A 14074-nucleotide genomic window follows, 5' to 3' on the forward strand; every position below is an offset into this window, starting at 1 on the left:
CAGCGGCCCACCGGTTGGGCCGGTCCGGCCATGATTTCATGCCCGGGCGACACAGAGGTGACGTGCGGGGCGTGAAGTGGTCGCACACAGGTGCCCCTGGGGGCGCACACGCGCTTCCAGGGGCACCGGATCGATTTGGGCCGGATGTCAGCCGCCCAGCGTGCCACCCGCCGCGGGGGCCTGCGCCTCGGCGACCATCGGGTCCGTGCTGAGGTGGATCACGCCGTAGTCGTAGGCGTGCCGCCGGTAGACGACGCTCGGTTCCTTCGTCTCCGCGTCGACGAACAAGTAGAAGTCGTGGCCGACCAGCTCCATCTCGTAGAGGGCCTGGTCGAGGCTCATCGGGGAGGCGACGTGGGTCTTCTCGCGGACGACGAGGGGGCCGTCACCCTTGATCTCCAGCGAGCCGATCTTCTTCGTCGGCACTCCCTCCGTCTCTTCCTCCTGGACGGGAAGGCCGGTGCCGTTCAGCGTCGCCGCGCCCGGGACGTGGTCGGCAACCTCGGCCGCCGAGATCCGGCGTGCCCCCCGGCGCGAGAAACGCTTGTCGTGCTGCTTGCGCAGTCGGGCGTCCAGCTTCTCCGCCGCCAGGTCGAGTGCCGCGTACGGGTCGCTGGCCGCTGCCTCCGCCCGGATCACCGGACCGCGGGAGCGGAGCGTGATCTCCACTCGATCGCAACGGTCGGCCTGTCGGGGGTTCGGCTCCTTGGACACCTCGACGTCGAGGCTGATCACCTTGGCATCGAGCCTCTGGATCTTCTCCAGCTTCAGCTTCTCGGCCACGTGCTTGCGGAACCGCTCGGGCACCTCGGTCTTGCGGCCTTTGACGACGATGTCCACGCAGAACTCCGTTCCCGGATCGCTCCGCTCGCTCGGCGGAGCATCTCCCTTTCGCACCAGGTCCGGTGACCACCGGACCTCGGACTCGGTGACTTCCACCTCCTCCTCCCCCAGGGACGAGATCTCCACCCCACCGGCACGGGTGATTGCGGAAAACCCGTGGCACGGCATTCCGATATGAGAGGTGTGGCCTGCGCCTTTCCTCACAACCGAACATATCTCGCCCGGACGGATGGCGTCACCCTCTACTCCGGCGTACCTCCGTTCAGGCGAATTACCCGTCTCACAGCCTGCAACGACGCAGGTCGGCGGTCAGTTCCTGTTTATTCGAAAGAATCCCGCGGAGCGGCGACCACGGCTGCATGGAGCGCATGCCCGAGGGCGTTCGGCGGCGCCTTTTCCGGTGCACCATGCACCCACTTGTCGCGCTCCGTCCGTGCTCCGATCCGTTGTTCATCCCTTCCTTCCCGAGTTACGGCCCCGTACACGGCCGTTCTCACTCGACTTCGCTCCTCTGCCACGTCCCGGACGGCCCGTGCCGCCTCCGCGAGGCTGGCGCCCGTCGTGATCAGGTCGTCGACGAGCACGACGTGTCCGGAGCCGAGCAGCCGGCCGCCGGCCGCCGTCACCTCCAGCGCGCCCGCGAGATTCGCGAGGCGTCGCCGTGCGTCGAGCCCGGCCTGGTCCGCCACCGGACGCCGCTGGCGCAGCACGGCGGCCACCCTGGCCGGCGTCCCGGCGCGTCGCAGCTCCCCGGCCGCCGCGAGCGCCATCCGCCGCACCGGATCGTGCCCGCGCGCCCGAACGGCCCACCGGGCGGAGGGCACGGGGACGAGCAGCACGGTCCCGGACTCCCCGGCACCGCCATCAGCACCGCACCCGGCGAGCCCCGCCCGCACAGCCCCCGCCAGAGCGACGCCCAGCTCTCCCGCGAGCGCCAGCGCGCCCCGCTCCTTGTGGGCGAGGAGGAGCGTGCGCACCTCCTCCGCGTACGCAGCCGCCGCATGCACCACCGGCAGCCCGGCCGGCTCCGGCACCGGCCGCACCCGCCGCGGCGCGCGACCGCACAGCGCGGCCCGGCAGCGCGGGCAGAGCACCGTGCGAGGTGCCCCGCAGCCCGCGCACTCGGCCGGCAGCACCAGGTCGGTGAGGTCTCGCCACCACCCCCGCATGTCCACCACTGTGCCAACGCCGAAGCCACCCGGCCACCCCTGTGGACAACCCCCTGTGGACAACCCCGTAAAACCGCGCACCGCCCATCACCCACACGGGGGAACGGGCGGTGCGTAAGGCGGTGGTCAGCCCGGATAGACCGGTGCCGACCCGTCCTTGTCCACCTTCTGCCACTGCGACCCGGACGGCAGCCGTACGATCCCGTCGTCCTCCGAGTAGGCCACCAGCGGCACCCGCTCGTCCTCGGACGCGGCGATCGACTTCACGCCCGTGAGCGCGCCCGGCGCCGGACCGTCGAGCGTGGAGCCGTCGACCTGGACGTACCGCATCTGCAGCACGCCGCCCTGCTCCCGGCCGACGACGAGCAGCCTGCTGTCCCCGGCCCACGACAGGGCGCCGACCTGCTCCAAGTCGGGTGCGGCCGAGCGCAGTTCGACGACCGACGTACCCTGCCCGGTCCCGTCGTCGCGCTGGATCCGGCCGATGAGCAGGGACCGCTTGTCGCCCTTCGTCACGACGAGCGCGATCCGCACCCCGTCGGCGGCGACCCGGACATCCTGGATCTGGCCGGACAGGCCCGGGATCGCGACCTCCCGCGGTTTTGCGACGCCCTGCTCCATGACGTACAGCCGCCGACGGTGCGGGTCACGGTCGGCCACCCACAGGTCACCCCGGGCGTCCCAGCTCGGCGTCGTCAGCCGGTCGGCCGGGGTCGGACCCTGGCTGGTCACCAGCGCGTCCCCGAGCGAACCGCCCGACGCCAGCGACGTCACGTACAACGACCTGCCCTGGTCGCCCACGCCGGCCGCGGTGTGCTCGTCCCGCGACACGGCCACCGAATCGAGCGCCCTGTCGCCCTCGCCCAGCGGACCCGGCACCGGAACGGCGCTGGTGCTCGTGCTCCCCGTCGGTATCCGCACCAGCCGGTGCTTGCCGTCGAGGAAGTACAGGTCCTCGGGGCTCTTGGCCGACCCCCGCCACGCCACGGTCTCGGCGCGCTCCTCACTCAGATCGCACAGCCGGTGCCCGCCGGCGCCCTGCAACTCCACGGACTCCAGCGTCGGCGCCAGGTTCCGCAGCGTGAACAGCACCTGCGTCGCCATCTCGGTGCACTTGCGCGCCGCGACCTGGGACGCCTTGAGGTTCAGCGGCACCGTCAGCTTGTTCTGGTCGTCCGGCGCCAGCCCCGACACGTCCTTCTGCAGGGCCGTACCCGTCGGGAAGCTGGACCGGACGACCGGCCCGAGCCAGCGGCTGGGACCGCCGACCAGTGAGCGGACCATCTGCGTCATCGGGTCCACCTTGCTGCGCACGAACACCGGGTCGGCGACCGCCACCGGCTGCCCCGTCGCCCCGACCACCGTGTCGGAGGCGAAGTAGTACTTGTCGACGGACGTGTAGTTGCGCTGGAAGTCCGACTTGCCCATGACGACACCGTCGGGCAGCCCGTCGATGCGCCACTGGCCGTCCTTGGGGCTCCGCGTGAGGTGGACCTTCTTGCGGTAGTCACCGCCGGCCGGCTCGTACGCCAGCTGCGCGTCCACGGTCGCGACCCGGCTGCCCGCCAGCACACAGGTGACGCTGCTGGTCGGTTCCGTGCCGCCGCCCGCACGGCAGTCCGGCTCGATGCTCGGGCCGCCCGCGAGGACCGTCGTCGACTGCTCCGGCCGCCAGCGGCGCGCCGCGTCTGACGACAGATACCTGCGGGCCGTGTCGTAGTCCGGGTCGTCGCTGGTCAGCGCCTCCAGGAAGCCCTGCATGATCTCAGCGGGCCCCGCGCCCTCGGCCGGCGGCATGGCGAACACCCGGACCCGGGTGTCCTGCCGCGGTGTGGACTCCACGTTCCGCAGATCCCCGCTGTCGGGCATCGAGGCGCACCCGGCCAGCAGTACGGCCCCCAAGGCGGTGTACGCCACCGCGCGTCCCGGCCTGGGCCGGGCGCCCCCCTTGCGGTCAGCGCCCACGAAATGCCTCCCCTGGCTCGGTCGAGTCCTCCGCCTGGACTGCATCCGGCCGGGCCGCGCCCGTGTCGGGCGCCGGAGGTGTGGCGCAGTTGCCGTCCGCGCGCTGCGTGCCACCGGCGGGCCGGGGCACCACGCGCGCGCCGCTGCCGTTGCCGGGCAACGCGGCCGGGTCGGCGGCGACCGGCCGGGGCGCGATCGGGGCGCGCGGCGGCAGCGCGGACGCCTGGGCGCCACCCTGCTGCACCGGAACGGTCGCCCGCTTCTCCTCGTCTCCCCCGGGCAGCCCGGCCTCGTCGAGGCCGCGGTTGCGACGCGAGTCCTTCGGCTCCAGCGGTATCGGCGATCCTCGCAGAGGCTCGTCCGCGGTCCGGGGCAGTGTCAGCCGGAACTGGGAGCCGCCGCCCGGCTCACCCCAGGCCTGCAGCCAGCCGCCGTGCAACCGCGCGTCCTCCAGGGCGATCGACAGCCCCAGGCCCGTACCGCCGGTGGTACGCGCGCGTGCCGGGTCCGCGCGCCAGAAACGGCTGAAGACGCGCGTCGCCTCACCCGGCTTGAGCCCCACTCCGTAGTCGCGCACCGCGACGGCGACCGCGCCACCGGCCGCGGCGAGCTTGACGACGACGTCCTTGCCCTCGCCGTGCTCGACGGCGTTGACGACGAGATTGCGCAGCACGCGCTCCACCCGGCGGGCGTCGGCCTCCGCGACGACGGGCTGCTGGTCACCGACCACGCGTATGTGCGTGCCCTTGCGCTCGGCGAGCGGCTCGGCGCCGCTGACCACGCGCCGCACGACCTCCCTGAGGTCTATCGGCTCGGCCTCCAGCGCCGCCGCCCCCGCGTCGAAGCGGCTGATCTCCAGCAGGTCCGCGAGCAGCGACTCGAACCGGTCCAGCTGGTCGGCGAGCAGCTCGGCCGACCGGGCGGTCACCGGGTCGAAGTCCTCGCGGGCCTCATGGATGACGTCGGCGGCCATACGCACGGTCGTCAGCGGGGTACGCAGCTCGTGCGAAACGTCCGACACGAACCGGCGCTGCATCCGCGACAGGTCCTCCAGCTGCTGGATCTTCACCTGGAGGTTCTGCGCCATCTTGTTGAAGGCCTCACCCAGACGCGCGATGTCGTCCTCGCCGGTGACCTTCATCCGCTCCTGCAGCCGCCCGGCGGACAGCCGCTCCGCGATCCCGGCCGCCATCCGCACCGGCGTGACGACCTGCCGCACCACCAGCCAGGCGATGGCGCCCAGCAGCACGACGACGAACAGCCCGGCGGTCGCGAGCGTGCCCTTGACCAGGCTCAGCGACTTCTCCTCCTGCGTGAGCGGGAAGAGGTAGTACAGCTCGTACGGCCGCCCGTTCGGGTCGCTTACCTGCTTGCCGATGACCAGCGCCGGCTGGGACTCCTTGCCGTTGGAGTAGACGATCCGCGTGTAGCTCTGGGCGGCCGTCGTACCGCCGTTGACCCTGTCGCGCAGGTCCGCGGGCACGCTGGAAGTCGGGTTGACGTTCCCGGAACCGCGCGGGCTGCGCCCGCCACCACTGTCGTCACCGACGGGCAGCGTGACGACGTCGAAGGCGCCCGCGCCGCCGCTGGACAGCGACTCCACGAGGTCGCTCATCCACTGGATGACGTTCTGCGACTGCCGGCCGTCCACGGTCGCCGTGCCGTCGGCGGTTCCGGACCCGGCAGCCGCGCCGGCGCCGGCACCGGCACTCGCCGCCTCGTCGGCCCTCTGCTTGGCCACCGCGAAGCCGCCCGTGGCCTGGCTCTGCGAGGCCTTCACCTTCGCGTCCAGCAGGCCGTTGCGCACCTGCCCGATCACGACGAAGCCGAGCAGCAGGACCACGCCCAGCGACATCACCAGCGTCGTGGCGACGACCCGCAGCTGGATGTTGCGCCGCCACAGCCGCATCACCGGCAGCAGCGGACGGCGCACCCAGCGCAGGAACAGCCTGATGACCGGGCTGCCCTGGACCCCGCCCTCGAGCAGTCCGCCCTCGAAGAGACTCCTGAGCCGCGCACCCGCCGTCCGGCCGACAGGCCGCCCCGGACGGGCCCCGGACCGGCCGGGAGCCGAAGCGGCGCTGTCCCCGGACATGTCAGCTCGGTCCGGCCTTGTAACCGACACCACGGACGGTCACCACGATCTCCGGCCGCTCCGGGTCCTTCTCGACCTTGGAACGCAGCCGCTGGACGTGCACGTTGACGAGCCGCGTGTCGGCAGCGTGCCGGTAGCCCCACACCTGCTCGAGCAGCACCTCACGCGTGAACACCTGCCACGGCTTGCGGGCGAGCGCGACCAGCAGGTCGAACTCCAACGGGGTCAGCGCGATCGACTGCCCGTCCCGCTTCACCGAGTGCCCGGCCACGTCGATGACCAGGTCACCGATGGTCAGCTGCTCCGGCGCCGGCTCCTCAGAGCGCCGCAGCCGCGCCCGGATCCGGGCGACCAGCTCCTTCGGCTTGAACGGCTTGACGATGTAGTCGTCGGCACCCGATTCCAGGCCCACGACCACGTCGACGGTGTCGCTCTTCGCCGTGAGCATCACGATCGGCACCCCGGACTCCGCCCGGATCAGCCTGCACACCTCGATGCCGTCACGCCCGGGCAGCATCAGGTCGAGCAGCACCAGATCGGGCTTGCTCTCCCGGAAAGCGGCCAGCGCCTTGTCGCCGTCGGCTACGAAAGACGGCTCAAAACCTTCACCACGCAGCACGATCCCGAGCATCTCGGCCAGTGCGGTGTCGTCGTCGACGACAAGGACTCGTCCCTTCATAAACGACATCATCCCATTAGCTAATCGTTACCTGGCGTGACCTGGCACACAGCTCCGCAAGAGCCTCGGCCGTCACGGGTGAAACGGCTCCCTCCTCGGTGACGATCGCCGTCACCAGCTCGGGCGGCGTCACGTCGAACGCCGGGTTGTACGCCTGGGTCCCCAGGGGTGCCACCGGAATCCCGCCTCCTGCTCCTGTCACCGGCACCAGGGGTGCTGTGACCTCGGTCACTTCGAATCCGGCGCGCTGCTCGACCTCGATGGACGCACCGTCAGGAGTGTCCGGGTCGACCGTCGTCACCGGCGCCACCACGATGAACGGCACGTGGTGGTAGCGCGCCAGCACAGCGAGCGGATAGCTCCCCACCTTGTTCGCCACCGAGCCGTCGACCGCGATCCGGTCCGCCCCGACCAGCACCGCGTCCACCTCGCCCGCCGCGAACAGGGAACCCGCCGCACTGTCGGTGAGCAAGGTGTACGCCATGCCACTGCGGGCCGCTTCGTACGCCGTCAGGCGAGCACCTTGCAGCAACGGACGCGTTTCGTCCACCCACAGCCGCCGCAGCCGCCCCTCGCGGTGCGCCGCCAGGGCCACCGCGAAGGCCGTGCCCTCACCGCCCGACACCAGCGAACCGGAGTTGCAGTGCGTGAGGATCCGGTGCCCGCCGCCGGGCAGCAGCTCGTCCAGGAGCGCCAGACCATGCGCCGCCATCCGGGTGCTGGCCTCGGCGTCCTCCCGGTGCAGCGCCCGCGCCGCGGCCAGCGCCGCCCCGGCCGCCTCCGTGGGATCCCCGGTCTTCGCCAGCGCCGCCTGATGCGCGGCCCGGGCCCGGCGCACGCCGACGGACAGGTTCACCGCGGTGGGACGGGCGCCCTCGAGCGCCTGTGCCGCCTCGGCCACGTCGAAGCCGCGCGCGGCGGCGAGCGCGACACCGTACGCGCCCGCGATCCCCAGCAGCGGCGCCCCGCGCACGGAGAGCGAACGGATCGCCTCCACCAGCGCCGACGCGTCCGTGCACACCAGCTCGACCTCCTCGGCCGGCAGCCGCGTCTGATCGAGAAGGACCAGCACAGGGCCTTCGGGTGGTTCCTCCCATCGGATCGCAGGTATCTCGGTCGGCCGCTTGTCCCCGTCGGTTCGCGCCTGCTGATCAGCCATGCGGTCAGTCTGCCCCGGATCCGGCGGACAATTGAAGGGATCCGGCGCCTACCGCGGCCGGTCCCCCGGTGACCACCCCATGGCACGATGGCTGCCAACCTGCCGCCGCGACCGCGGACGGGCACCGAGAAGGAGCTTCGATGACAGACACTCCGGGCTGGGCCTCGCCCGGATCCGCCCCGTCGTCCCAGGGGCGGGAACCCGGCGCGTCCGGTCCCGCCGAGCCTGCCGACCGCCCCGGCGACACCCCACCCGCACCGCAGGATGCGAACGCGCAGGGCCCGGGCGTGAAGTGGTCCAAGGAGCAGCCGCCACCCGGCCAGTGGTCCGCGCCCACCGGTGCCCCCAGCCCGAACCGCACCCCTCCGCCCCCGCCGCCCGGCCCGGGCTGGGACGGCCGGCCGCCCATGGGCCCGGGCCCCGGCGGCTACGCAGGCCCGCCCGCCGGCTACAGCGGCTACGGCACCCCCGGCGGCTACGGAGCTTGGGGCGGCGGCTGGGGCGGTCCCCCGCCCGCCGCCAAGCCCGGTGTCATCCCGCTGCGCCCACTCGGCGTCGGCGAGATCCTCGACGGCGCCGTCTCCACCATGCGCGCCTACTGGCGCACGGTGCTCGGCATCTCGCTCGCGGTCGCTCTGTTCACGACAACCAGCCTCGTCCTCATGCAGGGCCTCGTCCTGAACGACGCCGTCGCACAGGTGCAGCTGGGCAGCCGAGACGCCAGCCCCGACGACGTGTTCCGCGCCCTGCCCGACGTCATGATCGGCACCGGCATCGTCGCGTTGATCTCCACGATCGCCGTGATCATCGCGACGGCCCTGCTGACGACCATCACCAGCCGCGCCGTCCTCGGCAAGCCGGTCGCCATCGGCGAGGCCTGGCGCGACGCCCGTCCGCAACTGCCGAGGCTGTTCGGCCTGATCCTCCTGCTGGGACTGATCGTCGCCGGCGTCATGGGCGCCGGGGCGCTGCCCGGCATTCTCGTCGTGCTCCTCGGTGACGACGTCGTCGCGGGAGCGGGCCTGCTGGTCCTGGGCCTCCTCGGAGCCGCCGTCGTCACGACGTGGCTGGTGATCCGCTTCTGTCTGTCCACTCCCGCCCTGATGCTGGAACGGCAGAGCATCGTGAAGGCCATGAGCCGCTCCGCGAAGCTGGTACGCGGCTCCTGGTGGCGCACGTTCGGCATCCTGCTGCTCACCGGGCTCATCGTCAGGATCGTGCAGGCACTCGTCGCCATCCCCTTCACCGTCATCGGGGCCGCCGTCAGCGGCGACGGCATCAACGACCTGCTCGCCACCGGCGGCGGACACCCCGGCTGGACGACCCTGATCATCCAGGGAATCGGCACCCTGATCGGCAGCGCACTCACCCTGCCGATCAGCGCGGGCGTCACCGTGCTCCTCTACATCGACCAGCGCATCCGCCGCGAGGCCCTCGACCTCGAACTGGCCCGCGCCGCCGGCGTCCAGACCTCCGGCACCGGCGCCCCCGGTCCCGTCCCGGGGAGCTGATGCGGTGAGTCCCACGGGGGGAGTGCTCACGGCGGCGGCCTCGTCCGGCACCGGTGAAACAGTCGTACGAGGCCTGCTGCGCGCTGCCGCCACGGCCAGCCGCGCAGCCGACGGCTCGGGAGACGAGCCGCCCGTGACCATCCCGCGTGACCCCGCCCGGGATGCGGCCCGCCGCGAGCTGTCCAAGCGGATGTACCACGAGAACGACCCCGGACTGTTCCAGCGCGCACTGAACGCGTTCTGGCACTGGCTCGGCCGGCTGTTCGACTCGGCAGCCTCGGCAACACCCGGCGGCACGATCGGCCTGATCGTGGTCGTCCTGTTCGTCGTCGCCGTCCTGGCCGCCCTGTGGTGGCGCCTCGGCACCCCGCGCCGACAGCCCACCTCCGCCGCCGTCCTGTTCGACGACCGCCCCCGCAGCGCCGCCGAACACCGCGCGGCCAGCGAGGCGCACGCCGCCCAGGGCCACTGGAACCAGGCCGTGCAGGAACGCATGCGGGCCATCGTCCGCTCCCTGGAGGAACGGACCCTCCTCGACGTCCGTCCCGGCCGCACCGCCGACGAAGCAGCCGCCGAGGCCGGCCGCACACTGCCGGCGCACACCGACCGGCTGCGCGCCGCGTCCCGCGAGTTCGACGACGTGACATACGGCGGACGCCGGGCAGGTGAACAGTCGTACCTGCGCATCGCCGAACTCGACCGTGACCTGGAACGCACCAGGCCCGCCCTCGCCCACAGCACCGCCAGCACGGCCCACAGCACCCACCAGGGGGCCGCCGAGTGACCGCCGAGGCCACGCTGCCGACGACCTCCACCGCGCCCACCGTCCGCCAGGTGTGGACGCGGACACGAGGCATCGCGCTCGCCGTCGTACTGATCCTGGCCGGAGCGGTCGCCCTGGCGGCCGTGCACTCCACCGCCCGGCACGGCGAACTGGACCCGCGCTCCGCCGACCCCTACGGCAGCCGCGCCGTCGCCCAACTGCTCACCGACCGGGGCGTCTCCACGCGCGTGGTCACCGCACTCGGCGCGGCACGCGCCGCCGCGGCGCCCGACACCACACTCCTGGTCGCCGTACCCGACCTGCTGACCGCCCGTCAACAGGACCAGCTGCGCAAGGCCACCGCGGCCGCCGGCGGACGCACCGTCCTCGTCGCGGCCGGCAGCTCGTCCGTGCAGCGACTGGCTCCGGGAGTGACCGCGGACCCCGCCACCAGCACCGGCACGACCCTCACCCCCGACTGCACCCTGCCCGAAGCCCGGCGCGCGGGCAGCGCCGACACCGGCGGCATCCGCTACACCACCACCCACCTCGACGCCGACTCCTGCTACTTCAGCGCACGCCTCGCCACCCTGCTCCGCATTCCCGAGGCATCCGGGGGCGGTGACACCGTCGTGCTCGGCGCCCCCGACATCCTCTACAACGACCGCCTCGACAAGCAGGGCAACGCCTCGCTCGCCCTCCAGCTCCTCGGCTCCCGCCCCCATCTGGTCTGGTACCTCCCCTCGCTCTCCGACGCCTCGGCCACCGACACCGGCGACCGCAAGGACTTCCTCGACCTGCTCCCCTCGGGCTGGCTCTGGGGCATCCTGCAACTGTTCGTCGCAGCGGTCCTCGCCGCCTTCTGGCGGGCACGCCGCTTCGGTCCCCTCGTCCCCGAGCAACTCCCAGTCGCGATCCGCGCCTCCGAGACCACCGAAGGCCGCGCCCGCCTCTACCGCAGGGCCAACGCCCGCGACCGCGCCGCAGCCGCTCTTCGCTCCACCACACGCACCCGCCTCGCCCCCCTCGTCGGCGTCCCCGTCACCCGGGCGCACACGCCCGAGGCCCTGCTCCCCGCCCTGTCCGCCCACCTCTCCGGCGACGGACGGGCCCTGCAGTCCCTCCTCTTCGGACCGCCGCCCGACGACGACGCGGCCCTCATCACACTGACCGACCAACTCGACGCCCTCGAAAGAGAGGTACGCCGTTCATGATGGACCCGACCACTGACAACGCCGGGACCACCGGGGACGCGGGCACCGCCCGAGCCTCCCTGGAAGCCCTGCGCGCCGAGATCGCCAAAGCCGTGGTCGGCCAGGACCCCGCTGTGACCGGCCTCGTCGTCGCCCTCCTCTGCCGCGGACACGTTCTCCTCGAAGGAGTCCCCGGAGTCGCCAAGACGTTGCTCGTCCGCGCCCTCGCTTCCGCCCTCGAACTCGACACCAAGCGCGTCCAGTTCACCCCGGACCTGATGCCGAGCGACGTCACCGGCTCCCTCGTCTACGACACCCGCACCGCCGAGTTCTCCTTCCAGGAAGGCCCGGTCTTCACCAACCTCCTCCTCGCGGACGAAATCAACCGCACCCCACCCAAGACCCAGTCCTCCCTCCTCGAAGCCATGGAGGAACGGCAGGTGACGGTCGACGGCACCCCCCGCCCGCTCCCCGAACCGTTCCTGGTCGCCGCGACACAGAACCCGGTCGAGTACGAGGGCACCTACCCCCTCCCCGAAGCCCAACTGGACCGCTTCCTCCTCAAACTGACGGTCCCTCTGCCCTCCCGGCAGGACGAGATCGACGTCCTGACCCGCCACGCCTCGGGCTTCAACCCACGCGACCTGCGCGCCGCCGGCGTACGCCCCGTCGCCGGCCCCGCCGAGCTGGAAGCCGCCCGCGCCGCCGTCGCCAAGACGACCGTGTCCCCCGAGATCACCGCCTATGTCGTGGACATCTGCCGCGCCACCCGCGAGTCGCCCTCCCTCACCCTCGGCGTCTCCCCGCGCGGTGCCACCGCCCTCCTGGCCGCCTCGCGCGCCTGGGCCTGGCTGACGGGCCGCGACTACGTCATCCCCGACGACGTCAAGGCCCTCGCCCTGCCCGCCCTGCGCCACCGCGTCCAGCTGCGCCCCGAGGCGGAGATGGAAGGCGTGACAGCCGACTCCGTCATCAACGCCATCCTCGCCCACGTCCCGGTCCCCCGCTGATGGCCCTCACCGGCCGCGCCGCCTTCCTGGCGGCCCTCGGCTCCATTCCCGTCGGCATCCTGGAACCCGGCTGGACGGGAATCCTCGCGGTCAACGGCCCGCTGGCCCTCGCCTGCGCCTGCGACTACGCGCTCGCCGCCCCCGTACGACGGCTCGTCCTGTCCCGTTCCGGCGACACCTCCACCCGTCTCGGCGAGACCGCCGACGTCACGCTCACGATCACCAACCCCTCTCGCCGCCCCCTGCGGGCACAGCTGCGGGACGCCTGGCCGCCCAGCAGCTGGCAGCCCGGCACCGAAACCGAGGCGTCCCGTCACCGTCTGACCATCCCGCCTGGCGAACGCAGGCGGGTGACGACCAGACTGCGGCCCACCCGCCGCGGCAACCGCCGGGCCGACCGCGTGACGATCCGCTCCTACGGCCCCCTCGGCCTGTTCTCCCGCCAAGGCGCCCACAGACTGCCCTGGTCGGTACGAGTCCTGCCCCCGTTCACCAGCCGAAAGCATCTCCCGTCGAAACTCGCCCGATTGCGTGAACTCGACGGCCGCACCAGCGTGCTGACACGCGGTGAGGGAACGGAGTTCGACAGCCTGCGCGAGTACGTCCCCGGAGACGACACCCGCTCGATCGACTGGCGCGCCACGGCCCGCCAGTCTCTCGTCGCCGTCCGCACCTGGCGCCCGGAACGCGACCGGCACATCCTGCTCGTCCTCGACACCGGCCGCACCTCGGCCGGCCGGGTGGGCGACGCACCACGCCTCGACGCCTCCATGGACGCGGCACTCCTCCTCGCGGCACTGGCCTGCCGAGCCGGCGACCGCGTGGCTCTCCTGGCCTACGACCGCCGCGTACGCGCCCTCGTCCAGGGCCGTTCGGCGGGAGACGTGCTGCCGGGCCTGGTAAGCGCGATGGCCTCGCTGGAACCGGAACTCGTCGAGACCGACGCCCGCGGGCTCACCGCGGCGGCTCTGCGTACGGCGCCCCGCCGTTCCCTGATCGTGCTGCTCACGACGCTCGACGCGGCCCCGGTGGAACAGGGGCTGCTTCCCGTACTCCCCCAGCTCGCTCAACGGCACACTCTTCTGGTCGCCTCGGTCGCCGACCCGCACATCGCGCGCATGGCCGAGGCCCGGGGGAACGCGGAGGCAGTGTACGAAGCCGCGGCAGCGGCCCAGGCCCAGAGCGAACGTCAGCGCACCGCCGAGCAGCTACGGCGACATGGAGTGACGGTCGTGGACGCGACGCCGGAAGATCTTGCGCCGGCCCTGGCGGACGCATACCTGGCTCTGAAGGCGGCAGGCCGGCTCTGACCTCTGGTCCGCTCCGGCTCCGCCGCCCTTCGGGCTGCGTCGGCATGCGCCCTGAAAACAGAAAACCCCCGCACCATGACGGTGCGGGGGTTTCTCAAGATTTGTTCGGCGGTGTCCTACTCTCCCACAGGGTCCCCCCTGCAGTACCATCGGCGCTGTGAGGCTTAGCTTCCGGGTTCGGAATGTAACCGGGCGTTTCCCTCACGCTATGACCACCGAAACACTATGAAACTGACAACCGGACCATGTGTGGCACATGGGGCTGTTCGTGGTTTCAGAACCAACACAGTGGACGCGAGCAACTGAGGACAAGCCCTCGGCCTATTAGTACCGGTCACCTCCACACGTTACCGTGCTTCCAGATCCGGCCTATCAAC

General features: G+C 72.1%; 11 protein-coding genes and 1 rRNA gene. 5 read left to right on the forward strand and 7 right to left on the reverse strand.

Going from position 1 to position 14074, the window contains the following annotated elements; genetic code table 11:
* Nucleotides 1-147: 147 nt before the first annotated feature.
* The 6 genes from hpf to mtnA all read right to left on the reverse strand — a co-directional run bounded on the left by hpf (nt 148) and on the right by mtnA (nt 7910).
* Nucleotides 148-840, reverse strand: coding sequence for a ribosome hibernation-promoting factor, HPF/YfiA family (hpf, locus tag ACZ7GZ_RS05610; RefSeq protein WP_471021217.1), 693 nt, complete (start codon nt 838-840; stop codon nt 148-150).
* Nucleotides 841-1163: 323 nt separating this feature from the next.
* Nucleotides 1164-2012 (reverse strand): ComF family protein, encoded by an 849-nt coding sequence (locus ACZ7GZ_RS05615; RefSeq protein ID WP_471021218.1) that lies wholly within the window; start codon nt 2010-2012, stop codon nt 1164-1166.
* Between the two features lie 126 nt (nt 2013-2138).
* A complete protein-coding gene (locus ACZ7GZ_RS05620; RefSeq protein ID WP_471021219.1) occupies nt 2139-3977 on the reverse strand; it encodes an LpqB family beta-propeller domain-containing protein in 1839 nt (612 codons plus the stop codon).
* Entirely contained in the window at nt 3967-6072 is a 2106-nt protein-coding gene (gene mtrB, locus ACZ7GZ_RS05625) for an MtrAB system histidine kinase MtrB (protein ID WP_471021220.1), read from the reverse strand. The genes ACZ7GZ_RS05620 and mtrB overlap by 11 nt, the downstream gene beginning before the upstream one ends.
* A gap of 1 nt (nt 6073) precedes the next feature.
* Nucleotides 6074-6763 (reverse strand): two-component system response regulator MtrA, encoded by a 690-nt coding sequence (gene mtrA / locus ACZ7GZ_RS05630; RefSeq protein ID WP_187279108.1) that lies wholly within the window; start codon nt 6761-6763, stop codon nt 6074-6076.
* A gap of 4 nt (nt 6764-6767) precedes the next feature.
* On the reverse strand, nt 6768-7910 hold the full coding sequence (mtnA, locus tag ACZ7GZ_RS05635) for an S-methyl-5-thioribose-1-phosphate isomerase (RefSeq protein WP_471021222.1): 1143 nt from the start codon (nt 7908-7910) through the stop codon (nt 6768-6770).
* Nucleotides 7911-8050: 140 nt separating this feature from the next.
* Here mtnA and ACZ7GZ_RS05640 point away from each other — a divergent pair, with 140 nt between their 5' ends.
* The 5 genes from ACZ7GZ_RS05640 to ACZ7GZ_RS05660 are packed head-to-tail and all read left to right on the forward strand — an operon-like array spanning nt 8051 to nt 13697.
* Entirely contained in the window at nt 8051-9421 is a 1371-nt protein-coding gene (locus ACZ7GZ_RS05640; RefSeq protein ID WP_471021224.1) for a glycerophosphoryl diester phosphodiesterase membrane domain-containing protein, read from the forward strand.
* 4 nt (nt 9422-9425) lie between these two features.
* Nucleotides 9426-10205, forward strand: coding sequence for a DUF4129 domain-containing protein (locus ACZ7GZ_RS05645; protein WP_471021225.1), 780 nt, complete (start codon nt 9426-9428; stop codon nt 10203-10205).
* Nucleotides 10202-11398 carry a DUF4350 domain-containing protein gene (locus tag ACZ7GZ_RS05650; protein ID WP_471021227.1) on the forward strand — a complete coding sequence of 399 codons (1197 nt, stop codon included), beginning with the start codon at nt 10202-10204 and terminating at the stop codon, nt 11396-11398. The genes ACZ7GZ_RS05645 and ACZ7GZ_RS05650 overlap by 4 nt, the downstream gene beginning before the upstream one ends.
* Nucleotides 11398-12387, forward strand: coding sequence for an AAA family ATPase (locus ACZ7GZ_RS05655; RefSeq protein ID WP_471021257.1), 990 nt, complete (start codon nt 11398-11400; stop codon nt 12385-12387). The genes ACZ7GZ_RS05650 and ACZ7GZ_RS05655 overlap by 1 nt, the downstream gene beginning before the upstream one ends.
* The gene (locus tag ACZ7GZ_RS05660; RefSeq protein WP_471021229.1) at nt 12387-13697 is read left to right on the forward strand and encodes a DUF58 domain-containing protein; all 1311 of its coding nucleotides are present in this window, start codon (nt 12387-12389) and stop codon (nt 13695-13697) included. Before ACZ7GZ_RS05655 ends, ACZ7GZ_RS05660 begins: the two co-directional genes overlap by 1 nt.
* Nucleotides 13698-13800: 103 nt before the next feature.
* On the opposite strand, the gene rrf is transcribed toward ACZ7GZ_RS05660, so the two are convergent.
* Nucleotides 13801-13917 (reverse strand): 5S ribosomal RNA (rrf, locus tag ACZ7GZ_RS05665).
* Nucleotides 13918-14074: the final 157 nt, after the last annotated feature.

The organism is Streptomyces sp. NPDC037288 (assembly GCF_055603265.1).

Excerpts from the sequence above, each read along its gene's own strand:
- ACZ7GZ_RS05640 (WP_471021224.1), top strand. The coding sequence starts at position 8,051 with ATGACAGACACTCCGGGCTGGGCCTCGCCCGGATCCGCCCCGTCGTCC.
- ACZ7GZ_RS05615 (WP_471021218.1), bottom strand. The coding sequence starts at position 2,012 with ATGCGGGGGTGGTGGCGAGACCTCACCGACCTGGTGCTGCCGGCCGAG.
- ACZ7GZ_RS05660 (WP_471021229.1), top strand. The coding sequence starts at position 12,387 with ATGGCCCTCACCGGCCGCGCCGCCTTCCTGGCGGCCCTCGGCTCCATT.
- mtnA (WP_471021222.1), bottom strand. The coding sequence starts at position 7,910 with ATGGCTGATCAGCAGGCGCGAACCGACGGGGACAAGCGGCCGACCGAG.
- mtrA (WP_187279108.1), bottom strand. The coding sequence starts at position 6,763 with ATGATGTCGTTTATGAAGGGACGAGTCCTTGTCGTCGACGACGACACC.
- mtrB (WP_471021220.1), bottom strand. The coding sequence starts at position 6,072 with ATGTCCGGGGACAGCGCCGCTTCGGCTCCCGGCCGGTCCGGGGCCCGT.
- ACZ7GZ_RS05655 (WP_471021257.1), top strand. The coding sequence starts at position 11,398 with ATGGACCCGACCACTGACAACGCCGGGACCACCGGGGACGCGGGCACC.